21 protein-coding genes and 1 pseudogene are annotated in these 23,484 nt (G+C 70.3%); 15 read left to right on the forward strand and 7 right to left on the reverse strand.

Annotation, left to right across the window (positions count from 1 at the left end):
- Window positions 1-70 precede the first annotated feature (70 nt).
- The 7 genes from pyrR to pyrF are packed head-to-tail and all read left to right on the forward strand — an operon-like array spanning window position 71 to window position 8,683.
- Window positions 71-643 (forward strand): bifunctional pyr operon transcriptional regulator/uracil phosphoribosyltransferase PyrR, encoded by a 573-nt coding sequence (gene pyrR, locus AC5Y2S_RS08125; RefSeq protein ID WP_499902205.1) that lies wholly within the window; start codon window positions 71-73, stop codon window positions 641-643.
- Window positions 640-1,584, forward strand: a complete 945-nt coding sequence (locus AC5Y2S_RS08130) for an aspartate carbamoyltransferase catalytic subunit (protein ID WP_499955275.1) — start codon at window positions 640-642, stop codon at window positions 1,582-1,584. The genes pyrR and AC5Y2S_RS08130 overlap by 4 nt, the downstream gene beginning before the upstream one ends.
- Entirely contained in the window at window positions 1,581-2,885 is a 1,305-nt protein-coding gene (locus AC5Y2S_RS08135) for a dihydroorotase (protein ID WP_499955277.1), read from the forward strand. Before AC5Y2S_RS08130 ends, AC5Y2S_RS08135 begins: the two co-directional genes overlap by 4 nt.
- Window positions 2,882-3,391: a PH-like domain-containing protein gene (locus AC5Y2S_RS08140; protein ID WP_499955279.1), complete on the forward strand. Its 510-nt coding sequence runs from the start codon at window positions 2,882-2,884 to the stop codon at window positions 3,389-3,391. The genes AC5Y2S_RS08135 and AC5Y2S_RS08140 overlap by 4 nt, the downstream gene beginning before the upstream one ends.
- Window positions 3,388-4,506, forward strand: coding sequence for a glutamine-hydrolyzing carbamoyl-phosphate synthase small subunit (gene carA / locus AC5Y2S_RS08145; protein ID WP_499955281.1), 1,119 nt, complete (start codon window positions 3,388-3,390; stop codon window positions 4,504-4,506). Before AC5Y2S_RS08140 ends, carA begins: the two co-directional genes overlap by 4 nt.
- Complete coding sequence (carB, locus tag AC5Y2S_RS08150) at window positions 4,506-7,859, forward strand: carbamoyl-phosphate synthase large subunit (RefSeq protein WP_499955282.1); 3,354 nt, start codon at window positions 4,506-4,508, stop codon at window positions 7,857-7,859. The genes carA and carB overlap by 1 nt, the downstream gene beginning before the upstream one ends.
- Window positions 7,856-8,683: an orotidine-5'-phosphate decarboxylase gene (pyrF, locus tag AC5Y2S_RS08155; RefSeq protein ID WP_499902199.1), complete on the forward strand. Its 828-nt coding sequence runs from the start codon at window positions 7,856-7,858 to the stop codon at window positions 8,681-8,683. Before carB ends, pyrF begins: the two co-directional genes overlap by 4 nt.
- Window positions 8,684-8,801: 118 nt before the next feature.
- Here the strand turns inward: pyrF and AC5Y2S_RS08160 are convergent, their stop codons facing one another.
- A complete protein-coding gene (locus tag AC5Y2S_RS08160; RefSeq protein WP_499955283.1) occupies window positions 8,802-9,269 on the reverse strand; it encodes a TOBE domain-containing protein in 468 nt (155 codons plus the stop codon).
- A gap of 413 nt (window positions 9,270-9,682) precedes the next feature.
- Between AC5Y2S_RS08160 and mihF the strand changes: the two genes are divergently transcribed.
- The 5 genes from mihF to metK all read left to right on the forward strand — a co-directional run bounded on the left by mihF (window position 9,683) and on the right by metK (window position 13,612).
- On the forward strand, window positions 9,683-9,997 hold the full coding sequence (gene mihF, locus AC5Y2S_RS08165; RefSeq protein WP_036355303.1) for an integration host factor, actinobacterial type: 315 nt from the start codon (window positions 9,683-9,685) through the stop codon (window positions 9,995-9,997).
- A 14-nt stretch (window positions 9,998-10,011) separates the two neighbouring features.
- A complete protein-coding gene (gene gmk, locus AC5Y2S_RS08170) occupies window positions 10,012-10,638 on the forward strand; it encodes a guanylate kinase (RefSeq protein WP_499955285.1) in 627 nt (208 codons plus the stop codon).
- Window positions 10,639-10,718: 80 nt separating this feature from the next.
- Entirely contained in the window at window positions 10,719-11,042 is a 324-nt protein-coding gene (rpoZ, locus tag AC5Y2S_RS08175; protein ID WP_499902196.1) for a DNA-directed RNA polymerase subunit omega, read from the forward strand.
- Between the two features lie 19 nt (window positions 11,043-11,061).
- A complete protein-coding gene (gene coaBC / locus AC5Y2S_RS08180) occupies window positions 11,062-12,309 on the forward strand; it encodes a bifunctional phosphopantothenoylcysteine decarboxylase/phosphopantothenate--cysteine ligase CoaBC (protein WP_499955287.1) in 1,248 nt (415 codons plus the stop codon).
- A 91-nt stretch (window positions 12,310-12,400) separates the two neighbouring features.
- Window positions 12,401-13,612, forward strand: a complete 1,212-nt coding sequence (gene metK / locus AC5Y2S_RS08185) for a methionine adenosyltransferase (RefSeq protein WP_499902194.1) — start codon at window positions 12,401-12,403, stop codon at window positions 13,610-13,612.
- Window positions 13,613-13,644: 32 nt separating this feature from the next.
- On the opposite strand, the pseudogene AC5Y2S_RS08190 reads toward metK, so the two are convergent.
- The 4 genes and pseudogenes from AC5Y2S_RS08190 to AC5Y2S_RS08205 all read right to left on the reverse strand — a co-directional run.
- Window positions 13,645-13,920: pseudogene (locus AC5Y2S_RS08190) on the reverse strand (PE family protein); the annotation flags it as partial.
- 57 nt (window positions 13,921-13,977) lie between these two features.
- Window positions 13,978-14,544, reverse strand: coding sequence for a pyridoxamine 5'-phosphate oxidase family protein (locus AC5Y2S_RS08195; RefSeq protein WP_499955289.1), 567 nt, complete (start codon window positions 14,542-14,544; stop codon window positions 13,978-13,980).
- A gap of 93 nt (window positions 14,545-14,637) precedes the next feature.
- Window positions 14,638-16,149 (reverse strand): flavin-containing monooxygenase, encoded by a 1,512-nt coding sequence (locus tag AC5Y2S_RS08200; protein WP_499955291.1) that lies wholly within the window; start codon window positions 16,147-16,149, stop codon window positions 14,638-14,640.
- The gene (locus tag AC5Y2S_RS08205; protein ID WP_499955293.1) at window positions 16,146-17,531 is read right to left on the reverse strand and encodes a cytochrome P450; all 1,386 of its coding nucleotides are present in this window, start codon (window positions 17,529-17,531) and stop codon (window positions 16,146-16,148) included. Before AC5Y2S_RS08205 ends, AC5Y2S_RS08200 begins: the two co-directional genes overlap by 4 nt.
- A gap of 76 nt (window positions 17,532-17,607) precedes the next feature.
- On the opposite strand from AC5Y2S_RS08205, the gene AC5Y2S_RS08210 reads away from it, so the two are divergent.
- The gene (locus AC5Y2S_RS08210; RefSeq protein WP_499955295.1) at window positions 17,608-18,633 is read left to right on the forward strand and encodes an AraC family transcriptional regulator; all 1,026 of its coding nucleotides are present in this window, start codon (window positions 17,608-17,610) and stop codon (window positions 18,631-18,633) included.
- Between the two features lie 14 nt (window positions 18,634-18,647).
- On the opposite strand, the gene AC5Y2S_RS08215 is transcribed toward AC5Y2S_RS08210, so the two are convergent.
- Window positions 18,648-19,610: an alpha/beta hydrolase gene (locus AC5Y2S_RS08215; protein ID WP_499955297.1), complete on the reverse strand. Its 963-nt coding sequence runs from the start codon at window positions 19,608-19,610 to the stop codon at window positions 18,648-18,650.
- Between the two features lie 25 nt (window positions 19,611-19,635).
- Window positions 19,636-20,589: an esterase LipI gene (lipI, locus tag AC5Y2S_RS08220; protein ID WP_499955299.1), complete on the reverse strand. Its 954-nt coding sequence runs from the start codon at window positions 20,587-20,589 to the stop codon at window positions 19,636-19,638.
- Between lipI and AC5Y2S_RS08225 the strand changes: the two genes are divergently transcribed.
- A complete protein-coding gene (locus AC5Y2S_RS08225; RefSeq protein ID WP_499955301.1) occupies window positions 20,588-21,367 on the forward strand; it encodes a lysoplasmalogenase in 780 nt (259 codons plus the stop codon). The two genes, lipI and AC5Y2S_RS08225, sit on opposite strands and share 2 nt — an antisense overlap.
- A 63-nt stretch (window positions 21,368-21,430) precedes the next feature.
- The gene (locus AC5Y2S_RS08230; protein ID WP_499955693.1) at window positions 21,431-23,383 is read left to right on the forward strand and encodes a primosomal protein N'; all 1,953 of its coding nucleotides are present in this window, start codon (window positions 21,431-21,433) and stop codon (window positions 23,381-23,383) included.
- Window positions 23,384-23,484 lie beyond the last annotated feature (101 nt).

A 23,484-nucleotide genomic window follows, 5' to 3' on the forward strand; every position in this document is an offset into this window, starting at 1 on the left:
TAGGCTGCCCGGCAGTCGACATCCTTTAACGATCCGTCCGGAGAGGCGGAGAAGGAGGTCAAGTTCTCGCATGGGTGCCGCGGGGGATGCCGCATTAGGCAGTGAATCCCGGGAGTTGATGTCGGCGGCCGACGTGGGTCGCACCATCTCCCGTATCGCGCATCAGATCATCGAAAAGACCGCGCTGGATGGTCCCGACGCGCCGCGGGTGGTGCTGCTGGGCATCCCGACCCGTGGCGTCCTCCTCGCCGAACGCCTGGCCACCAACATCGCCGAGTTCAGCGGCGTCGACGTCGCGCACGGCGCCCTCGACATCACCCTCTACCGCGACGACCTGATGCAAAAGCCGCCGCGACCGCTGGCGGCCACCTCCATCCCGGCCGGCGGCGTCGACGACGCGCTGGTGATCCTCGTCGACGACGTGCTCTACTCCGGCCGCTCGGTGCGCTCCGCCTTGGACGCGCTGCGCGACGTCGGCCGGCCGCGCGCGGTGCAACTGGCGGTGCTGGTCGACCGCGGCCACCGCGAACTGCCGCTGCGCGCCGACTACGTCGGCAAGAACGTGCCGACCTCGCGCACCGAGAGCGTGCACGTGCTGCTCGGCGAGCACGACGGCCGCGACGGGGTGGTGATCTCGCGATGACGCGCCACCTGCTGGCCGCGAGCGACCTGAGCCGCGACGACGCCACCGCGATCCTCGACGACGCGGACCGGTTCGCGCAGGCACTGGTCGGCCGCGAGATCAAGAAGCTGCCGACGCTGCGCGGCCGCACCGTTGTCACGATGTTCTACGAGAACTCCACCCGCACCCGGGTGTCCTTCGAGGTGGCCGGCAAGTGGATGAGCGCCGACGTGATCAACGTCAGCGCCGCCGGATCGTCGGTGGGCAAGGGGGAGTCGCTGCGCGACACGGCGCTGACGCTGCGCGCAGCCGGGGCCGACGCGCTGATCATCCGCCACCCCGCCTCCGGCGCCGCACACCTGCTGGCCGATTGGACCGGGACCAACGACGACGGCCCGTCGGTGATCAACGCCGGCGACGGCACCCACGAGCACCCGACGCAGGCGCTGCTGGACGCGCTGACCGTCCGCCAGCGGCTCGGCAGCATCGAGGGCCGGCGCGTCGTGATCGTCGGCGACATCCTGCACAGCCGGGTCGCGCGCTCCAACGTCATGCTGCTGGCCACCCTCGGCGCCGAGGTGGTGCTGGTCGCCCCGCCGACGCTGCTGCCGGTCGGGGTCGACGGCTGGCCGGCCACCGTCTCCTACGACTTCGACGCCGAGCTCCCGGCCGCCGACGCGGTGCTGATGTTGCGGGTGCAGGCCGAGCGGATGAACGGCGGCTTCTTCCCGTCGGTGCGCGAATACTCGGTTCGGTACGGCCTTTCCGAGCGGCGCCAGGCGATGCTGCCCGGCCATGCCGTGGTGCTGCACCCGGGGCCGATGGTGCGCGGCATGGAGATCTCGTCCTCGGTGGCGGATTCGTCGCAATCGGCGGTGCTGCAACAGGTTTCGAACGGAGTGCACGTGCGGATGGCGGTGCTGTTCCATGTGCTGGTCGGGGCGGAGGACATCGCGGCATGAGCGTGCTGATCCGCGGCGTGCGGCTCTACGGTGAAGGTGAGCGGGTCGACGTCCTCGTCGACGACGGGCAGATCGCCGAGATCGGACCGGGGCTGGGCGAGGCAGGAGGCCTCGAAAAAGACCTGGACGTCATCGACGCGACCGGCCAGGTGCTGCTGCCCGGGTTCGTCGACCTGCATACCCACCTGCGCGAGCCGGGCCGCGAATACGCCGAGGACATCGAAACCGGTTCGGCGGCCGCGGCTTTGGGCGGCTACACCGCGGTGTTCGCGATGGCCAACACCAACCCCGTCGCCGACAGCCCAGTGGTCACCGACCACGTCTGGCATCGGGGCCAGCAGGTCGGGCTCGTCGACGTGCATCCCGTCGGCGCCGTCACCGTCGGCCTGGCCGGGTCCGAGCTCACCGAGATGGGCATGATGGCCGCCGGCGCCGCGCAGGTGCGAATGTTCTCCGACGACGGCATCTGCGTGCACGACCCGCTGATCATGCGCCGCGCCCTGGAGTACGCCACCGGCCTGGGGGTGTTGATCGCCCAGCACGCCGAGGAGCCGAGGCTGACCGTCGGCGCCGTCGCCCACGAGGGCCCGACGGCGGCGCGCCTGGGCCTCGCGGGGTGGCCCCGCGCCGCCGAGGAATCCATCGTGGCCCGCGACGCGCTGCTGGCCCGCGACGCCGGTGCCCGCGTTCACATCTGCCACGCCTCCACCGCGGGCACCGTCGAGATCGTGAAATGGGCCAAGGAACAAGGCATTTCGATAACCGCCGAGGTCACCCCGCACCACCTGCTGCTCGACGACGGCCGGCTGGCCTCCTACGAGGGGGTGAACCGGGTCAACCCGCCGCTGCGCGAGGCCGCCGACGCCGTCGCCCTGCGTCAGGCGCTGGCCGACGGGGTAATCGACTGTGTGGCCACCGACCACGCCCCGCACGCGGAGCACGAGAAATGTGTCGAGTTCTCGGCCGCGCGTCCCGGGATGCTGGGGCTGCAGACCGCGCTGTCGGTGGTGGTGCAGACGATGGTGGCGCCCGGGCTGCTCACCTGGCGCGATGTCGCGCGGGTGATGAGCGAGAACCCGGCGCGCATCGTCGGGCTGCCCGACCACGGCCGCCCGCTGGAGGTGGGGGAGCCGGCCAACCTCACCGTCGTGGACCCGGACGCCACCTGGACCGTCGCCGGGTCGGACCTGGCCAGCCGGTCGGCCAACACGCCGTACGAGTCGATGACGTTGCCCGCCACCGTGACCGCGACCCTGCTGCGCGGAAAGGTCACCGCGCGGGACGGGAAGAGCCCGGCATGAATTCGGGCACGCTGGTGGGGTCGCTGATCTTCGCGGCCGTGCTGGTGATCGCGATAACGGTGCTCATCCAGCTGATGATGCGCTCCTGGCAGCGGCGCGCGCGGCGTCAGCAGGAGTTGATCGGTGAGCTGCCCGACCTGCCCGACGAGGTGGGGGCCGCGACCATCAGCACCCGCGGCCAATATTGCGGTTCGATGATTGCTCCAGACTGGAGCGAGCGGATCGCCGCCGGCGATCTGGGCTTCCGCAGCAAGGCGGTGCTGACCCGCTATCACGAGGGGATCTTGGTGGAAAGGATGCGGGCCCAACCGATTTGGATTCCGAAATCCTTGATCGAAGGCATCCGCATGGAGCGCCGAATGGCGGGCAGGGTCGCGCATCGGACCGGGATCCTGGCGATCCGGTGGCGCCTGCCGTCCGGTGTCGAGATCGACACCGGGTTTCGGGCGAACCATCGCGATGACTATGACCCCTGGCTGGAATCCCAGGAGAAGGGAGCCGCGTGAGTAAAGCTGTACTGGTTCTGGAAGACGGCCGCGTCTTCACCGGAACGCCCTTCGGCAAGGTCGGCCAGACGCTCGGGGAGGCCGTGTTCTCCACCGGCATGTCCGGCTATCAGGAGACGCTGACCGATCCCAGCTACCACCGCCAGATCGTCGTGGCCACCGCGCCGCAGATCGGCAACACCGGCTGGAACGACGAGGACGCCGAGAGCCGGGGCGACAAGATCTGGGTCGCCGGCTACGCGGTGCGCGACCCGTCGCCGCGCGCCTCCAACTGGCGCGCCACCGGCACGCTGGAAGACGAGCTGGCCCGGCAGGGCATCGTCGGGATCGCCGGCATCGACACCCGGGCGGTGGTGCGGCACCTGCGCAGCCGCGGCTCGATGAAGGCGGGCGTGTTCTCCGGTGACGCGCTGGCGGAGCCGGCCGAGTTGCTGGACCGGGTGCGCGGCCAGCAGTCGATGCTGGGCGCCGACCTGGCCGGTGAGGTCAGCACCGACGGCGCCTATGTCGTGGAATCGGAAGGGCCGCACCGGTTCACGGTGGCCGCCCTCGACCTGGGAATCAAGACCAATACGCCCCGCAACTTCTCGAGGCGCGGCATCCGCAGCCACGTGCTGCCGGCGTCGGCGACCTTCGAGCAGATCGCCGACATCGCGCCCGACGGCGTGTTCCTGTCGAACGGCCCCGGCGACCCCGCCACCGCCGACCACGTCGTCGCGCTCACCCGCCAGGTGCTGGGCGCCGGAATCCCGTTGTTCGGCATCTGTTTCGGCAACCAGATCCTGGGCCGGGCGCTGGGCCTGTCCACCTACAAGATGGTCTTCGGCCACCGCGGCATCAACGTCCCCGTCATCGACCACGCCACCGGGCGGGTCGCGGTGACCGCGCAGAACCACGGCTTCGCGCTGGAAGGCGAGGCGGGCCAGTCCTTCGACACGCCGTTCGGCCCGGCGATCGTCAGCCACACCTGTGCCAACGACGGGGTGGTGGAGGGCGTCAAACTCGCCGACGGCAAAGCGTTTTCGGTGCAGTACCACCCCGAGGCCGCCGCCGGTCCGCACGACGCGGAGTACCTGTTCGACCAATTCGTCGACCTGATGGCAGGGGGCCGCTAGTGCCGCGTCGCACCGACCTCAACCACGTGCTGGTGATCGGCTCGGGGCCGATCGTGATCGGACAGGCCTGCGAGTTCGACTACTCGGGCACCCAGGCCTGCCGGGTGTTGCGCGCCGAGGGCCTGCAGGTGAGCCTGGTCAACTCCAACCCGGCCACCATCATGACCGACCCCGAGTTCGCCGACCACACCTATGTCGAGCCGATCACGCCGGCGTTCGTCGAGCGGGTGATCGCCCAGCAGGCCGAGCGCGGCAACAAGATCGACGCCCTGCTGGCCACCCTGGGCGGGCAGACGGCGCTGAACACCGCGGTGGCGCTGTACGAGAACGGGGCGCTGGAGCGCTACGGCGTCGAGCTGATCGGCGCCGACTTCGACGCCATCCAGCGCGGCGAGGACCGGCAGCGGTTCAAGGACATCGTCGCCAAGGTCGGCGGCGAATCCGCCCGCAGCCGAGTGTGTTTCACCATGGACGAGGTCCGCGAGACCGTCGAGGAGGTGGGCCTGCCGGTGGTGGTGCGGCCCAGCTTCACCATGGGCGGCCTGGGCTCGGGCATGGCGCACTCCGCCGAGGAGGTCGACCGGATGGCCGGCGCCGGGCTGGCCGCGTCGCCCAGCGCCAACGTGCTCATCGAGGAATCGATCTACGGCTGGAAGGAATTCGAGCTCGAGCTGATGCGCGACGGCCACGACAACGTGGTCGTGGTGTGCTCCATCGAGAACGTCGACCCGATGGGCGTGCACACCGGCGACTCGGTCACCGTCGCGCCGGCCATGACGCTGACCGACCGGGAATACCAGCGGATGCGCGACCTGGGCATCGCGATCCTGCGCGAGGTCGGGGTGGACACCGGCGGCTGCAACATCCAGTTCGCGGTCAACCCGCGCGACGGCCGGCTGATCGTCGTCGAGATGAATCCGCGGGTGTCGCGGTCCAGCGCGCTGGCGTCCAAGGCCACCGGCTTCCCGATCGCCAAGATCGCCGCGAAGCTGGCCATCGGCTACACCCTCGACGAGATCCTCAACGACATCACCAAGGAGACACCCGCCTGCTTCGAGCCGACGCTGGACTACGTCGTCGTCAAGGCGCCGCGGTTCGCGTTCGAGAAGTTCCCCGGCGCCGACCCCACCTTGACCACCACCATGAAGTCCGTCGGCGAGGCGATGTCGTTGGGCCGCAACTTCATCGAGGCGCTCGGCAAGGTGATGCGCTCGCTGGAGACGGGGCGCGCGGGGTTCTGGACGGCCCCCGACGACGACGGCGACGTTGACGAGGTGCTGACCCGGCTGCGCACCCCGACCGAGGGCCGGCTCTACGACGTCGAGCTGGCGCTGCGGCTGGGCGCCTCGGTCGAGCGGGTCGCCGAGGCCAGCGGCGTCGACCCGTGGTTCGTCGCGCAGATCGGCGAGCTGATCGGGCTGCGCGCCCAGCTGGTCGCCGCCCCGGTGCTCGATGCCGAACTGCTGCGGCGCGCGAAACACAGCGGGCTCTCGGACCGCCAAATCGCCGCGCTGCGACCGGAATTGGCGGGGGAGAACGGGGTGCGCTCGCTGCGCGAGCGGCTCGGCATCCACCCGGTGTACAAGACGGTGGACACCTGCGCGGCCGAGTTCGAGGCCAAGACGCCCTACCACTACAGCAGCTACGAGCTAGACCCCGCCGCCGAGACCGAGGTGGCCCCGCAGACCGACAAGCCCAAGGTGCTGATCCTGGGTTCGGGCCCCAACCGCATCGGCCAGGGCATCGAATTCGACTACAGCTGCGTGCACGCGGCAACGACGTTGAGCCAGGCCGGTTTCGAAACGGTGATGGTCAATTGCAACCCGGAGACGGTGTCCACCGACTACGACACCGCCGACCGGCTGTATTTCGAGCCGCTGACCTTCGAGGACGTGCTCGAGGTGTTCCACGCCGAAACGCAGTCGGGCAGCGGCGGCCCGGGTGTGGTGGGGGTGATCGTGCAGCTCGGCGGGCAGACGCCGCTGGGGCTGGCGCAACGGCTCTTCGATGCAGGGGTCCCGATCGTGGGCACGCCGCCGGAGGCCATCGACCTGGCCGAGGACCGCGGCGCCTTCGGCGATGTGCTGGCCGCCGCCGGGCTGCCGGCGCCGAAATACGGCATGGCAACGACTTTCGCGCAGGCCCGCCGGATCGCCGAGGACATCGGTTACCCGGTGCTGGTGCGGCCGTCGTACGTGCTGGGCGGCCGCGGCATGGAGATCGTCTACGACGAGGAGACGCTGGAGGGCTACATCACCCGCGCCACCGCGCTCTCGCCCGAGCACCCGGTGCTCGTCGACCGCTTCCTCGAGGACGCGGTGGAGATCGACGTCGACGCCCTGTGCGACGGCGCCGAGGTCTACATCGGCGGCATCATGGAACACATCGAGGAGGCCGGCATCCACTCCGGCGACTCGGCCTGCGCGCTGCCCCCGGTCACGCTGGGCCGCAGCGACATCGAGAAGGTGCGCCGCGCCACCGAGGCCATCGCCCACGGCATCGGCGTGGTCGGGCTGCTCAACGTCCAGTACGCCCTCAAGGACGACGTGCTCTACGTCCTGGAGGCCAACCCGAGGGCGAGCCGCACGGTGCCGTTCGTGTCCAAGGCGACCGCGATCCCGCTCGCCAAGGCGTGCGCCCGAATCATGTTGGGCGCCACAATCTCCGAGCTTCGCGGTGAGGGCCTGCTGGCCGCGACCGGCGACGGCGCCCACGCGCCGCCGCAGGCCCCGATCGCGGTCAAGGAGGCCGTGCTGCCGTTCCACCGCTTCCGCCGCGCAGACGGGGCCGCGATCGATTCGCTGCTCGGCCCGGAGATGAAGTCGACGGGCGAGGTGATGGGCATCGACCGCGACTTCGGCAGCGCCTTCGCCAAGAGCCAGACCGCCGCCTACGGGTCGCTGCCGGCGCACGGGACGATATTCGTTTCGGTGGCCAACCGGGACAAGCGGTCGCTGGTGTTCCCGGTCAAGCGGCTGGCCGATCTGGGCTTCCGGGTGCTGGCCACCGAGGGGACAGCGGAGATGTTGCGCCGCAACGGGATTCCCTGCGACGAGGTCCGCAAGCACTTCGAGCCGCCGCAGCCCGGCCGCCCCGCGATGTCGGCGGTCGACGCGATCAAGGCCGGCGAGATCGACATGGTGATCAACACGCCGTTCGGCAACTCCGGCCCGCGCATCGACGGCTACGAAATCCGTTCGGCCGCGGTGTCGGTCAACATCCCCTGCGTCACGACGGTGCAGGGCGCGTCCGCCGCCGTGCAGGGCATCGAGGCGGGGATCCGCGGCGACATCGGCGTGCGATCGCTGCAGGAGCTGCACAGCGCGATCGGGCCCGCGGGCAGTTCCCGGTGACCGGGTTCGGCGCCCGGCTGGCCGAGGCGAAGTCCAGGCGCGGGCCGCTGTGCCTGGGTATCGACCCGCATCCCGAGCTGCTGCGAGCCTGGGACCTGCCCACCACCGCCGACGGCCTGGCCGCGTTCTGTGACGTGTGCATCGAGGCGTTCGCCGGCTTCGCGGTCGTCAAGCCGCAGGTGGCGTTCTTCGAGGCCTACGGCGCCGCGGGCTACGCGGTCCTGGAACGCACCATCGCCGCGCTGCGTTCGGCCGGGGTGCTGGTGCTGGCCGACGCCAAACGGGGCGACATCGGGACGACGATGGCGGCCTACGCCGCGGCCTGGGCGGGCGACTCGCCGCTGGCCGCCGACGCGGTGACCGCCTCGCCCTACCTGGGGTTCGGTTCGTTGCGGCCGCTGCTGGAGACGGCGGCGGCGAACGACCGCGGGGTGTTCGTGCTGGCGGCGACCTCCAACCCGGAGGGAGGCACCGTGCAGCGCGCCGAATTCGACGGCCGCACGGTGTCCCAGCTGATCATCGACCAGGCGGCGGTGGTCAACCGCTCGGCCACCGGATCCGAGCCCGGCTACGTCGGCGTGGTCCTCGGCGCGACCGTGTTCGAGGCGCCCGACGTCAGTGAGCTGGGCGGACCGGTGCTGGTGCCCGGCGTCGGGGCGCAGGGCGGGCGGCCCGAGGCGCTCGGCGGCCTGGGCGGGGCCGCCCCGGGCCAGCTGCTGCCCGCGGTGGCGCGGGAGGTGCTGCGGGCCGGTCCCAGCGTGTCGGACCTGCGCGCGGCCGGCGAGCGGATGCTGGACGCCGTCGCGTACCTGTCCGCGCTGTAGCCGCCTGGGTGTGAATCCTTGGCTTTCAGTGTGAGCTGGGGGCGCTAATCCGGCTGGTTTTCCGCCCTGAGCGCACTCGCGAAGCCCTCAATGCACACGCAAAGCCGTCAAGGCACACTCACTCCGATGCCATGGCCGAGCTGGGCCCGGCGGTCTCCACGATGACGGTGGTGGCCTTGACGACGGCCACGGCGACGCTGCCGGGCCGCAGTTTGAGCTCCTCGGCCGCGGCGGTGCTCATCAGCGAGACCACGGTGTGGGGGCCGCACTGCATCTCGACCTGGGTCATCACGGTGTCGCTGATCACCCTCGTGACCAGGCCGACGAACCGGTTGCGCGCCGAGCTGCCGATGCTCAGCGGGTCCGGCGGCGGGGCGGGCGCGTTTGCCCGCGAAAACTCGGCCAGGTCCTCGCTGGCGATGACCTTGCGTCCCGCCGCGTCGTGGGTGACCGACAACGTGCCCTGGTTGATCCAGCGGCGGACGGTGTCGTCGCTGACTCCCAGCAGTTCAGCCGCCTGACGGATGCGCAGGTTCGGCACGATTTTGATCGTAACTGATATTTGGCTGGGTGTTAGCTGGCACATCGCTGCGTAGCCGCCGCCGGACCGGGGACGCGACCAGGGACGCGACACGCGCGACGCGCGACGAAAAATCTCGTGATCCGCCGCACCCGGGCACGGGGCCGTCCGCCACGCCCGCCCGGCCCGGCCGCGGCCGTCCCGCCCCGGACCGGCGCGAAAGCACATAACCGCAGCTAGAACCCCATATTCGGGGCGCCGCGGCCGCGTCGCCGGCACCGGATCGGGGCGGCGTGCGGCCCGTCTCGGCGCTGCTCCAATGGGCGCGTCCGGGGCGCCCACGCTGCACATTTGCACAATTAACCAGGGGGTCGGGTTAGATTTCGTCAGGAAGGCTGAGTACGGTCATTTCGGCTGGCTGAAGTACCCGGCAGAGACAAAACGAGATCGATTACCGATTGATCAGATACGGAGGAATCGTGGCCCTTCCCCAGTTGACCGACGAGCAGCGCGCGGCCGCGTTGGAGAAGGCGGCCGCCGCACGTCGAGCGCGAGCAGAGCTCAAGGATCGCCTCAAGCGCGGTGGCACCAACCTCACCCAGGTGCTCAAGGACGCCGAAAGCGATGAAGTCCTCGGCAAGATGAAGGTGTCTGCGCTGCTCGAGGCCTTGCCGAAGGTGGGCAAGGTCAAGGCGCAGGAGATCATGACCGAGCTGGAAATCGCCCCCACCCGCCGCCTGCGCGGCCTTGGGGACCGGCAGCGCAAGGCCCTGCTGGAAAAGTTCGGCTCCTAAACCCCGGAGCGCCGGTGAGTGCCGGCGGGGGGCCGGACGTCGCACGGGGGGCACGTCCCGAGCCATCAGGCAGGGGGCGTGTGGTCGTGCTGTCCGGTCCCTCCGCGGTCGGCAAGTCGACGGTGGTCCGGTGCCTGCGGGAGCGGATCCCCAACCTGCAGTTCAGCGTCTCGGCCACCACCCGGGCCCCGCGGCCCGGCGAGGTCGACGGCGTCGACTACCACTTCGTCACCCCCGCCCGCTTCCAGCAGCTGATCGACGAGGGCGCCCTGCTGGAGTGGGCCGAGATCCACGGCGGGCTGCACCGGTCGGGCACGCTGGCCGAGCCGGTGCGGGCCGCCACCGCCTCCGGGCTGCCCGTGCTCATCGAGGTAGACCTGGCCGGCGCCAGGTCGGTCAAGAAGGCGATGCCCGAGGCGCTGACCGTGTTCCTGGCCCCGCCCAGCTGGGAGGACCTGGAAGCCAGGCTGGTGGGCCGGGGCACCGAGACGCCGGAGGCCATCCGGCGCCGCCTGGACACCGCCCGCACCGAAATGGCGGCCCAAAACGACTTCGACGAGATCGTGGTGAACAGTCGATTGGAGTCCGCGTGCGCCGAATTGGTATCCTTGCTGGTGGGAACTGCGCCGGGCCCGGCATGAACCGCCTGACCAGACCAGATTCAAGCATCGAAGTTCTTTAGCCGTCCCGCACGGCTCTATCCGCCAGGAGACTGACCTACGTGAGCATTCCCCAGTCCGACGCGTCGCTGACCGCCGTGGACCAGTTCGACCCGTCGGCAGGCGGCCAGGGCGCCTACGACACCCCGCTGGGCATCACCAACCCGCCCATCGACGAGCTGCTGGACCGCGTGTCCAGCAAGTACGCCCTGGTCATCTACGCGGCCAAGCGCGCCCGTCAGATCAACGACTACTACAACCAACTCGGCGAGGGCATCCTCGAGTACGTGGGCCCGCTCGTCGAGCCGGGGCTGCAGGAAAAGCCCTTGTCCATCGCGATGCGTGAGATCCACGCCGACCTGCTCGAGCACACCGAGGGCGAGTAACGGGCGGGCCGGGCGCGCTGTGGACAGCAAGCGGATCGTCGTAGGCGTTTCCGGGGGCATCGCCGCCTACAAGGCATGCACCGTCGTCCGTCAGCTCGCCGAGGCCGGCCACCAGGTCCGCGTCATCCCCACCGAATCGGCGCTGCGCTTCGTCGGCGCCGCGACGTTCGAGGCGCTGTCGGGCCAGCCGGTGCGCACCGGCGTCTTCGATGACGTGCCCGAGGTGCCGCACGTCCAGCTCGGCAAGGAGGCCGACCTGGTCCTCGTGGCGCCGGCCACCGCCGACCTGCTGGCCAGGGCCGTCTCCGGCCGCGCCGACGACCTGCTCACCGCGACCCTGCTGACCGCGCGGTGCCCGGTGTTGTTCGCGCCGGCGATGCACACCGAGATGTGGTTACACCCGGCCACCGTCGACAACGTGGCCACGCTGCGCCGCCGCGGCGCCGTGGTGCTCGAACCCGCCTACGGACGGCTCACGGGCGCCGACAGCGGCGCGGGACGGCTGCCGGAGGCCGAGGAGATCACCACGCTGGCCCAGCTGCTGCTGGAGCGCCACGATGCGCTGCCCTACGACCTCGCCGGCCGCCGAGTGCTGGTCACCGCCGGCGGTACCCGCGAACCGATCGACCCGGTGCGCTTCATCGGCAACCGCAGCTCCGGCAAGCAGGGCTACGCGGTGGCGCGGGTCGCCGCCCAGCGCGGCGCCGAGGTCACCCTGATCGCGGGGCACACCGCCGGGCTGATCGACCCCGCCGGCGTCAACGTGGTGCACGTCAGCTCGGCCGAGCAGCTCGGCGAGGCGGTGTCCAAGCACGCCCCGGGGGCGGACGTGCTGGTCATGGCGGCGGCCGTCGCCGACTTTCGGCCTGCGCAGGTTTCCACCGCCAAGATCAAAAAAGGCCCCGACGTCGCCGAGGAGCCGACGATCGAGCTGGTCCGCAACGACGACGTGCTCGCCGGCGCGGTCCGGGCCCGCGCGCACGGGCAGCTGCCCAACATGCGGGCCATCGTGGGGTTTGCCGCCGAGACGGGCGACGCCAACGGCGACGTGTTGTTCCACGCGCGAGAAAAGCTGCGGCGCAAGGGTTGTGACCTTTTGGTCGTCAACGCGGTCGGCGACAACAAGGCGTTCGAGGTGGACAGCAACGACGGCTGGCTGCTGGCATCCGACGGCACCGAGTCGGCGCTGGCGCACGGCTCGAAGACGCTGATGGCCAGTCGTATCGTGGATGCAATCGTCGCGTTCCTGCACGGCCACAGCGGGTAGCAGGGTTTACTTCGCTACGGCGCCCGCACGGGTGCCGGATGCGGCCAGAAGATATAATTCGACTAACTAATTATTGGGAAGGATCGGGACTGTGAGCGAAAAGGGTCGTCTGTTTACCAGTGAGTCGGTGACCGAAGGGCATCCCGACAAGATCTGTGACGCGATCAGCGACTCGGTCCTCGACGCCCTGCTCGCGGGGGACCCCCGTTCACGGGTTGCGGTCGAGACGCTCGTGACCACCGGTCAGGTGCACGTGGTGGGCGAGGTGACGACGTCGGCCAAGGAGGCGTTCGCCGACATCACCAACACGGTGCGCGCCCGCATCCTCGACATCGGCTACGACTCGTCGGACAAGGGTTTCGACGGGGCGTCGTGCGGGGTGAACATCGGCATCGGCCGTCAGTCGCCGGATATCGCCCAGGGCGTGGACACCGCGCACGAGACGCGCGTCGAGGGCGCCGCGGACCCGCTGGATTCCCAGGGCGCCGGCGACCAGGGTCTGATGTTCGGCTACGCGATCAACGACACCCCGGAGCTGATGCCGCTGCCCATCGCGCTGGCGCACCGCCTGTCGCGCAAGCTGACCGAGGTCCGCAAGAACGGGACGCTGGGATACCTGCGCCCGGACGGCAAGACCCAGGTCACCATCGCCTACGAGGACGACGTCCCGGTGCGGCTGGACACCGTGGTGGTTTCCACCCAGCACGCCGACGGCATCGACCTGGAGAACACGCTGGACCCCGACATCCGCACGCACGTGCTGCAGACCGTGCTGGACGAGCTGGCCCACGACACCCTGGACTCGTCGTCGACCCGGGTGCTGGTGAACCCGACCGGCAAGTTCGTCGTCGGCGGGCCGATGGGCGACGCGGGCCTGACCGGCCGCAAGATCATCGTCGACACCTACGGCGGCTGGGCCCGTCACGGCGGCGGCGCCTTCTCCGGCAAGGATCCGTCCAAGGTGGACCGCTCGGCGGCGTACGCGATGCGCTGGGTGGCCAAGAACATCGTCGCCGCCGGGCTCGCGGAGCGGGTCGAGGTGCAGGTGGCCTACGCCATCGGCAAGGCCGCGCCCGTCGGCTTGTTCATCGAGACGTTCGGCACCGCGACCGTCGATCCGGTCAAGATCGAGAAGATCGTGCCCGAGGTGTTCGACCTGCGCCCCGGCGCCATCATCCGCGACCTGGACCTGCTGCGCCCCATCTACGCGCCGACCGCCGCCTACGGGCACTTCGGCCGCACCGACATCGAGCTGCCGTGGGAGCAGCTCAACATGGTCGACGAACTCAAGCGCGCGATCTAGGCACTCGGGCTTCGGAGGCCCAGCAGGCTCGGCGCCTCGGCGCCGACGTACGCCGCTGAGGCGGCGGACAGGTGCTGCGCGAACCGCTGGTGAAAGGCCGCCGCCTGGGCGCTGACGGCCTGATACGCCTGGGCATGACCGGAAAGCAGCGCCGCCACCGCTTCGGACACCTGGTCGGCGCCGGCGGCCAGCACCTGGGTGGTCGGGGCCGCCGCCGCGGCGTTGGCGGCGTCGATCGTCGATCCGATGCCGGCCAGATCCGTTGCTGCCGCCGTCACGACCTCGGGTGTGACGAACACAAACGACATCCTCGGTCCCTTTCCGTCACCCCGCCCGATCAACCATCGGTCGGAGCCGGCAAAGCGTTACCGTCGGGGCAGTGGATGGTCGGCGTCCAGCGCGGGCAGCCCGTCGATGCTGCGCCGGTTGCGGACGGCCAGGCTGGCGAACTTCTCGTCGGAGGCCTGCGCGTGATGGGCGTCGAGCACCGGCCGCTCGTCGATGAGCTCGTAGTAGGGCACCGCGAAGCCACACGCGTCGGCGATGCGTTCGACGTCGACGACGATGACGGCACGGACCCCGGCGTGCTGCTCCCCGAAACGCGTTAGCAGGGCGGGGAATTCGGCGCCGTCGGGGCGCACGACGCGGCCGGTGCCGCACAGCCGCAGGATCCGCGAGCTGCGGGTGAACGAGCAGAACATGATCGTGATGCGGCCGTTGTCACGCAGGTGGGCGATCGTTTCCACTCCGCTGCCGAACAGATCGACGTACGCGACGGTGTGGTCGTCTAGCACCGCGAATGTGTCGCGATAGCCCTTGGGGGAGAGGTTGATTCGGCCGCCCTCGGAGGGCGCGGTGGCGACGAAGAATACGGCCTGATCCGAAATGAAATCGGTCAGCGACTCATCGATGCGCGAAAACTCCTTTGCCACGCGGAAAAGCGTAGCGTCGTCGGCCCCGCGCTGTCGCCCGGTTTTTCGCGGGGCCAACGCCGTAGAAGCCGGGCAAGGGGCGCGCCTGACGCCTCACGCGGTGAAGCGATAGTCGTCGAGATCGAACCGCCGGCTGCGCCAGTAGGTCTCCAGCGTGGTCGCCGGACGCAGCGGCACGTCGCCGTTCTTGTCGAAGTAGTAGCTGTTGGCCAGCTTGCAGCTGTCCTGCCAGAAGATCTGCCGGTGCCGCTTGCGCATCATCTCGGCGAAGTAGCGGTCGTTGGCCTCCGCGGTCACCTCGACGCGGGTCGCGCCGTCGCGGCGCGCCCGCTTGAGGCACCGCACGATGTGGTGTGTCTGCGTCTCGATGAGGGCGAAATACGACGAGCCGACGTAGCCGTACGGACCGAAAACGGTGAACATGTTGGGGAATTCCGGGACGCTGACGCCCTCGTAGGCCTGCAGGCGGTGTTCGTCCCAGAACCGGCTCAACGACTTGCCGCCGCTGCCGGTGACCGAGAAGGTGGGGACGTTGTCGGTGTCCATCACCTTGAACCCGGTGGCCAGTATCAGCACGTCTATCTCATGGACCTCCCGGTCCGCGCCGTCGGTGGTGGCCACCGCGGCGGGCGTGACCTTGTCGATCGGCTCGGTGACCAGCCGCACGTTGTCGCGGTTGAACGTGGCCAGATAGTCGTTGTGGAAGCCGGGCCGCTTGCAGCCGACGGCGTAACGCGGGGTCAGCTTTTCGCGCACCGCCGGGTCGGTGACCTGCTGGCGCAGATAGGCGAGCCCGGCCGACTCCATCCGCTTGGCGAGTGGGAACACCGTGAAGTACTGCGCCGCGAGCGGGAAGGTGAGCTCGACGAAGGCCTGGCTGAGTAGCCGCTGCACGACCTTGCCGCCGGGAATCCGCATCGCCCAGCGGGCCGGCGCCGGCAGCGGCACGTCGAACTTGGGGAAGCACCAGATCGGGGTGCGCTGAAAGACCGTGAGGTGAGAGGCGATCGGCGCGATCTCGGGGATGACCTGTACCGCCGAGGCGCCGGTGCCGATGATCGCGACGCGCTTGCCGGTGAGGTCCTGGCTGTGGTCCCAGCGCGCGGTGTGCATGGTGATGCCGGCGAAGGAGTCCACGCCGTCGATGTCGGGCGGCTTCGGCACGGTCAGCACGCCGCTGGCGCTGATCAGGAAGCGGGCCGTGAGTTCTCCCCCGCAAGCGGGAGGTGCCCCCACGCCCGGGTCGGTCTGCACCCGCCACAGGTGGTTGTCGTCGTCGAACTCGGCGGACAGCACCTTGGTGTTCAACCGGATTCGCGACCGGAGGCCGTATTTGTCGACGCAGTGTTCGGCGTACGCTTTCAGCTCGCCGCCCGGCGCGTAGGTTCGCGACCAGCGCGGGCTCTGCTCGAACGAGTACTGATAGGAAAACGACGGAATGTCCACGGCGATACCGGGATAGGTGTTCCAGTGCCAGGTGCCGCCGACCCCGTCGCCGGCCTCGATCACGAGGTAGTTGGACAGGCCCGCCTTGTCCAGCTTGATCGCGGCGCCGATGCCGGAGAATCCGGCGCCGACGATCAGGGTTTCGTAGTCGGGGTTCATCTGCGCTCGCTTCCGACGACGTGTACCCCGCTCTTGGGCCGCAGGGTCAGCGTTGCCTCGAGGTCTATCGCGGCGCCGGGCGCCAGGTCGAAGGTGAAGCGCTGGCTAATGATGGCCGCCATCAGCACCATCTCCATCAGGGCGAAGCTCTGCCCGATGCAGATGCGGCGGCCGCCGCCGAACGGCAGATACGCGGAGCGGGGTCGGTCCGCCGGCCGGTAAAACCGGTCGGGGTCGAAGGTTTCGGGTTCGGGCCACCAGCGCGGGTCGTGGTGGATGTGGTGGATGGGGATGACGACGGTGGTGCCGCGCCGGATGCGATGCCCCGCGATGACGTCGTCCTCGACGGCCCGGCGCGCGATGATCCAGACCGCCGAGAAGTAGCGCTGCGACTCCTGCAGGCACGCGGTGGTCCACGGCAGCCGGCCCAGGTCCCCGGCTTCGGGGCGGCGGGCGCCCAGCACGTCGTCGATCTCGGCCAGCATCCGGTCGCGGGCGTCGGGGTGCAGGCCCATCAGGTACCAGAACCACGACATCGCGTTCGCGGTGGTTTCGTGCCCGGCGAGCATGAACGTCAGGGCCTCGTCGCGGACCCGCTGGCGCGGCCAACTTCCGCCGTCGGCGCTCAGCAGCACGTTGAGCAGGTCGGGGGACCCGGTCGGGTGGCGCAGCCGGTGGTCGATCACGTCGTTGACCGCGCGGTCCAGCGTCAGCGTGATGTCCTGCATGTCGCGCAACGGCGGTGGCATCCGCACGCCCGAGAAGGCCAACCGGTGCAGCACGTCGTACACCGCGGGCGGCATCAGGCCCCACAGCCCGAGCCGCTGCAGCCGCTCGGCGTGGCGCAACCCGCGCGTCGCGAGGTCGTTCATGCTCTGCACCAACGGCCCGAAGTCCTGGCTGAACAGCGAGTTGGCGACCACGCGCAGGGTCGCCTCGACCATCGTCTCGTGGATGTCCAATCGCACACCGGCTTCCAGCGCGTCGGCGACGCCCATGATCGGGTCGATCATCAGGTCGACGATGCCGTTGAGATGGCGCCGCGCGAAGGTCGGGTTGAGCACGCCGCGGTGGGCGGCCCAGGAATCGCCCTCGTCGGTGAGCAGGTTGATGCCGGCGGTGGCCCGGATCGGCTCGTATTCGTTCGACTTGACGTATTTCAGGCGGGCGCGGTGCAGCACGTGATCGACGTAGTCAGGGTGGCTGATCGAGACGAATCGCCTTCCGGCGCAACGAAACCGGGCGATGTCGCTGCCGCGTACCCGGCCCATGAACCCGTTGCTCACGTCGAATCCGATGGTGAGGGCCTCGCGGGTCATGGTCCAGGAGTTCAGCCGGGTGGCCGGTCCCGCGGCGGGGCGCTCAGCGCTGAGGGTCGCCATGACTCCAACTGTATGGATGACGCGGGCGGCCGGTAATGAGATTATCGGACAGGGAGTTGGGATTTTAGGACACGCCATGGGACACCCTCCGACGCTGAGTCACCCGGTGCACGCCACCCGGGTGTTGTGCGAGGTGGCCAACGAACGTGGGGTTTCGACCGCCGACGTGTTGGCGGGCACCGCGATCGAGCCGGCCGATCTCGACAAGCCGGACGCCATGGTCAGCGCGGTCGACGAGATCGCGGCGGTGCGCCGGCTGCTGGCGCGGCTCCCGTCCGAGGCCGGCGTCGGCGTGGACGTGGGCAGCCGGTCCACCCTCACCCACCTGGGCCTGTTCGGGTTCGCCGTGATGTCGTGCGGCACCCTGCGCGAACTGTTTTCCATCGCGATGCGCTATTTCGCGCTGACCACGATGCACATCCGCCTGACGCTGTTCGAAACCGCCGAGGAGTGCGTGATCGAGCTCGACGCCAGCCACCTGCCCGCCGACGTGCGGGGGTTCTTCATCGAGCGCGACATCGCCGGAATCATCTCGACCACAGTCAGTTTCGCGCTGCCGGTGGCCGAGAAGTATGCGGACGAGGTATCCGCGGACCTGGCCGTCGACGAGGCATTGCTGCGGCCGCTGCTCGAACTGGTGCCGGTGCACGACGTCCGGTTCGGCCGGGCGCACAACCGGTTGCACTTCCCGCGCGCCATGTTCGACGAGCCGCTGCCGCAGGCCGACCGCCACACGCTGGAGATGTGCATGGCGCAGTGCGACGTGCTGATGCAGAGCAGCCAGGGCCGCCAGGGCATCACCGCGCTGGTGCGCAGCATGCTGTTCCGCGATTCGGGTGTGTTCCCGACGCTTGCCGACATCGCCGGCGAACTCGACATCCACCCGCGGACGCTGCGCCGCCGGCTCGCCGACGAGGGCGCGTCGTTTCGGGCCCTGCTGAACGAGGCGCGCTCCACCGTGGCCGTGGACCTGTTGCGCAACGTCGGGCTGACCGTGGAGGAGGTCTCGACCCGGCTGGGCTACACCGAGGTCTCGACGTTCTCGCACGCCTTCAAGCGCTGGTACGGGGTTGCGCCCAGCGAGTATTCCCGCCGGGGCTAGGCGCTAGGGGCTGGCTAGGGGTGCAGCGCCTTGCGCAGCGCAGTCAGCCCCCGGCTGGTGGCCTTGGCCGCCGCGGGGATGACCAGGGAGAAGCTGGCGTACCCGTGCACCATGTCGGGCTCGTTGCTGTGTTCGGCGGGCACGCCCGCGGCGTTGAGCAGCTCGGCGTAGCGGGAGCCGTCGTCGCGCAGCGGGTCGTGCTCGGCGGTCCCGATGAAGGCGGGCGGCAGACCGGACAGGTCCTCGGCGTTCGCCGGCGCCAACGTGGTCGGCAGCGCCTTCGGGTCGCTGATGTCGAGGTCGGGCAGGTACCAGGACAGGAAGGCCTCGATGACGTCGCGGTCCAGGATGGGCGCGTAGGCGTTCTCGGTGTGGGACGGCAGCGACAGGTCGGCGGTGACCGTCGGGTACCACAGCAACTGGAACGCGAGGTCCGGGCCGCCATTGTCGCGGGCGAGGTGCGCCATCACGGCGGCGAGGTTGCCGCCCGCCGAATCCCCGGCCACGGCAATGCGATCCGGGTCGCCGCCGAGCTCGGCGGCGTTCTCGGCGACCCATTGCAGCGCGGCCCAGCAGTCGTCCACGCCGGCGGGGAACGGGTGCTCGGGGGCGAGCCGGTAGTCGACCGACACCACGATGGCCTCGGCGCCGACGGCGTGGGCACGGGCGACGGGATCGTGGGTCTCCAAGTCGCCGAGCGAGAATCCGCCGCCGTGATAGAAGACGACGACGGGCATGGCCCCGCCGTCGCCGGGCGGCCAGTAGATCCGAACGGGAATGTCGGTCAGCTCGCCGTAACCGATCGTCCGCTCCTCGGTCCGCAGGTCCGGCAGCAGCTCGGGTGGCACCTTGAGCTGACGGAGCCTCGAGCGCGCGACCTCGACGCCGTCGGCGGCGTTGAAAGTGACCGTGAAGGCGTCGAGCAACATCTTCAACGTCGGGTCGATGCTCGGTCGGGCGGTGATCGGCTCAATCATCCGTTCACCGTACGCTTCCGGGCCGTTAATGCAGGGCATTCCGCAGTGCCGCGAGCCCTTTGTCCTGCGCGGCGGTGGCCGCCGGCACCACACCCGCATAGCCCAGGTAGCCGTGCACCATCGTCTCGGCGTTGTGCACTTCGACCGGTACCCCGGCGGCGGCCAACAGCTCGCCGTAGCGAATCCCGTCGTCGCGCAGCGGGTCGTGACCGGCGACACCGATGTAGGCCGGCGGCAGGTCCGCCAGGTTCTTCGCGCGTCCGGGTGCCATGCGCGACGGCGGGTCCGTCAGGTCGACTTCGCCTGCGTACCAACGCGAGAACGCGGCGATGGCGTTGGCGTCGAGGATCGGCGCGGTGGCGTTTTCGGTGAAGGACGGCAGCGACGCGTCCCACAGCGTGGAGGGATACCACAACAGCTGAAACGCGATCGGCGGCCCGCCGTCATCGCGGCACCGCTGCGCCGTGGCCGCGGCGATGGTGCCGCCGGCCGAGTCCCCGGCGACCGCCATGCGCGTGGTGTCGGCGCCGAGCTCGGCGCCGCGCTCGGCCACCCACAGCGTTGCGGCCCAAGCGTCTTCGACGGCCGCGGGATAGGGGTGTTCGGGCGCCAACCGGTAGTCGACGGACACCACGATGGCCTCGGCGCCCACCGCGTGCTGGCGCGCCGTGCCGTCGTGGGTATCGAGATCGCCCACGACGAAGCCGCCGCCGTGGAAGAACAGGACCACCGGCGCATCCCCGCTCGGATCGGCTGAGGGCCAATAGATCCGGATGCCGATCGCGCCGCCCGGACCGGGGATGGCGCGGTCCTCGACCCGCAACTCGGGGTGCAGCGGCCGGCGGGGCAGGTCGCGGAGCCGCTGGCGCGCCGCGGCGACACCATCGTCGGTTGATAGCCGGAATGGAACCGCATCCAGTACCTTCAGCAGGATGGGGTCGATACCAGGGTTCTCGTCGGCGGTTTCCAAGCTGGGCATGGAAGTACCGTACGCACCCCGCCTGGTGTCCGGCGGCTGGGTCCTGGCCGGCTGGGCGGGCCTCGCCTACGGGGTCTACCTGACCGTGGTCGCATTGCGGTCGCCGCCGGGAACGGCTTTGACCGGGCACTGGGTCCTGCAGCCGCCGTTCAAGGCGTCGATGGCGTTGCTGCTCACCGTCGCCGCGGTGGCGCACCCCATCGTCCGCGAGCGGCGCTGGCTGATGCCCGCGCTGCTGACGTCGGCCGTCGGCGACTGGCTGTTGGCGATCCCGTGGTGGACGATGTCGTTCGGGTTGGGGCTGGCGGCATTCCTGTTGGCGCACTTGTGTTTCCTGGGTGCCCTCATTCCGCTGGCGCACCCCTCCCGGGTCCGCCTCGCCGCCGTCGCCTTCATGTGCCTGGTCTCCGTGTCGTTGTTGGCGTGGTTCTGGCCGCACCTGGCCCGCGACAAGCTGACCATTCCGGTGACGCTGTACATGGTCGCGCTGACCGCGATGGTCTGCATGGCGCTGTTGGCCGAGCTGCCGACGATCTGGACCGCGGTGGGGGCGGTGTGTTTTGCCGCGTCGGACACGATGATCGCCATCGGCCGGTTCATCCTGTACAACGACGCGCTGGCGGTCCCGATCTGGTGGTTGTACGCCGCGGCCCAGATCTTGATCACGGCCGGGTTTTTCTTCGGTCGCGAGGAACCGGATTACGAAACGGACTACGAAACGGACTACGAAACGGACTACTACGAGGCCGACTACGAGCCCGGGTCCAACGAAGGCTAGTTGTCGATCCCGTTGGCTGGCAAGGCAACTCCCGAGGTCGAGCCGATCGCCCGAGTGCTGCCCATGCTTTCGGTCCCGCACCTGGACCGCGAGTTCGACTACCTGGTGTCGGCCGAGCAGTCCGACGACGCGCAGCCGGGGGTCCGGGTGCGGGTGCGGTTCCACGGCCGGCTGGTCGACGGGTTCTTGCTGGAGCGCCGCAACGACACCGATCACGTCGGCAAGCTGGGCTGGCTGGACCGCGTCGTGTCGGCCGAACCCGTGCTGACGGCGGAGATCCGGCGCCTGGTCGACGCGGTGGCCGCGCGCTATGCCGGGACCCGGCCCGACGTGCTGCGCCTGGCCGTGCCGGCCCGGCACGCGCGCGTCGAGCGCGAGCCCGCGGCGACGCTCCCGTTGCCCGCGCCGTCGCTGCCCGCGCCCGTCGACCCCGTGGCGTGGGAGGCCTACGGCCGCGGCGGGCAGTTCCTGGGGGCGCTCGCCGAATCCCGCGCCGCACGGGCCGTCTGGCAGGCCCTGCCCGGCGAGCCCTGGGCGGAGCGCTTCGCCGAGGCCGCCGCCCAGACCATCCGGGCGGGACGGGCGGTGCTGGCGATCGTGCCCGACCAGCGCGACCTGGACACCCTGTGGGCGGCCGCGACGACCCGGATCGACAAGGAGTGTGTGGTAGGGCTGTCGGCGGGCCTGGGCCCGGCCGCACGCTACCGGCGCTGGTTGGCCGCGCTGCGCGGCTCGGCGCGCCTGGTGATCGGCACCCGCAGCGCGGTGTTCGCGCCGCTGAGCGACCTGGGCCTGGTCATGGTGTGGGCCGACGCGGACGACAGCCTGGCCGAGCCCCGGGCGCCCTACCCGCACGCCCGGGAGGTGGCGATGCTGCGGGCCCATCAGGCCCGCAGCGCGGCGCTGATCGGCGGCTACGCGCGGACCGCCGAGGCTCACGCGCTGGTGCGCAGCGGGTGGGCGCACGACATCGTCGCCGCGCGGCCGGTGGTGCGGGCCCGCACCCCGCGGGTGGTCGCCCTGGACGACACGGGATACGCCGACGAGCGCGACCCGGCCGCGCGCACCGCGCGCGTTCCGTCCATCGCGCTGCGCGCCGCCCGCTCGTCGCTCGAGGCCGGGGCGCCGGTGCTGGTGCAGGTGCCCCGCCGCGGCTATGTCCCGTCGCTGGCCTGCGGGCGCTGCCGCGCCATCGCCCGTTGCCGGCAGTGCACGGGTCCGCTGGCGCTGCAGGAGCGCGGGCCCGGGGCGGTGTGCCGGTGGTGCGGTCGCGCCGAACCGGCGCTGCGGTGCTCGCGCTGCGGATCGGACGCGGTGCGCGCCGTCGTCGTCGGGGCCCGCCGCACCGCCGAGGAACTCGGCCGCGCGTTTGCCGGCACGCCGGTGGTCACCTCGGCGGGCGACGCCATCGTGGCGGAGGTCGCCGACCGCCCGGCCCTGGTGGTCGCCACTCCCGGCGCCGAACCCCGCGCGCCGGGCGGGTACGGGGCGGCGCTCCTGCTGGACACCTGGGCGCTGCTGGGCCGCCAAGACCTGCGCGCCGCCGAGGAAGCACTGTGGCGGTGGATGAGCGCCGCCGCGCTCGTGCGCGCCCGCGGCGACGGCGGTGTGGTGATGGTGGTGGCCGAATCGTCCATTCCCACAGTGCAATCGCTGATCCGTTGGGATCCGGTGGGCCACGCGGAGGCCGAACTGACGGCGCGCGCCGAGGTGGGGCTGCCGCCCAGCGTGCACATGGCGGCCATCGACGGGACGGCCGGCGCCGTCGCGGCGCTGCTCGACCAGGCCCGGCTGCCCGAGGGAGCCGACCTGCTGGGCCCGGTGGACCTCCCGGCGGGCGTGCGCCGTCCGGCCGGGACCCCCGCCGGCGTGCCGGTGACCCGAATGCTGGTGCGGGTGCGCCGTGCTCAGGGCCTGGCGCTCGCGGCCGCTTTGCGGAGCGCCGTCGGCGTGCTCAGCGCGCGGCAAGACCATGAGCCGGTGCGGGTGCAGATCGATCCGCTGCAGATCGGATAGCGCCGAATCTGCGTTGTGGCGATAGTATTCGTGGGAAATAATCTCTGATCTCGATATTGGAAGGCTGTTACACTTCCAACTCTTTGCTGGTGGGCCGGGAC

The sequence above is a fragment of the Mycobacterium sp. NGS69 genome, assembly GCF_059812165.1.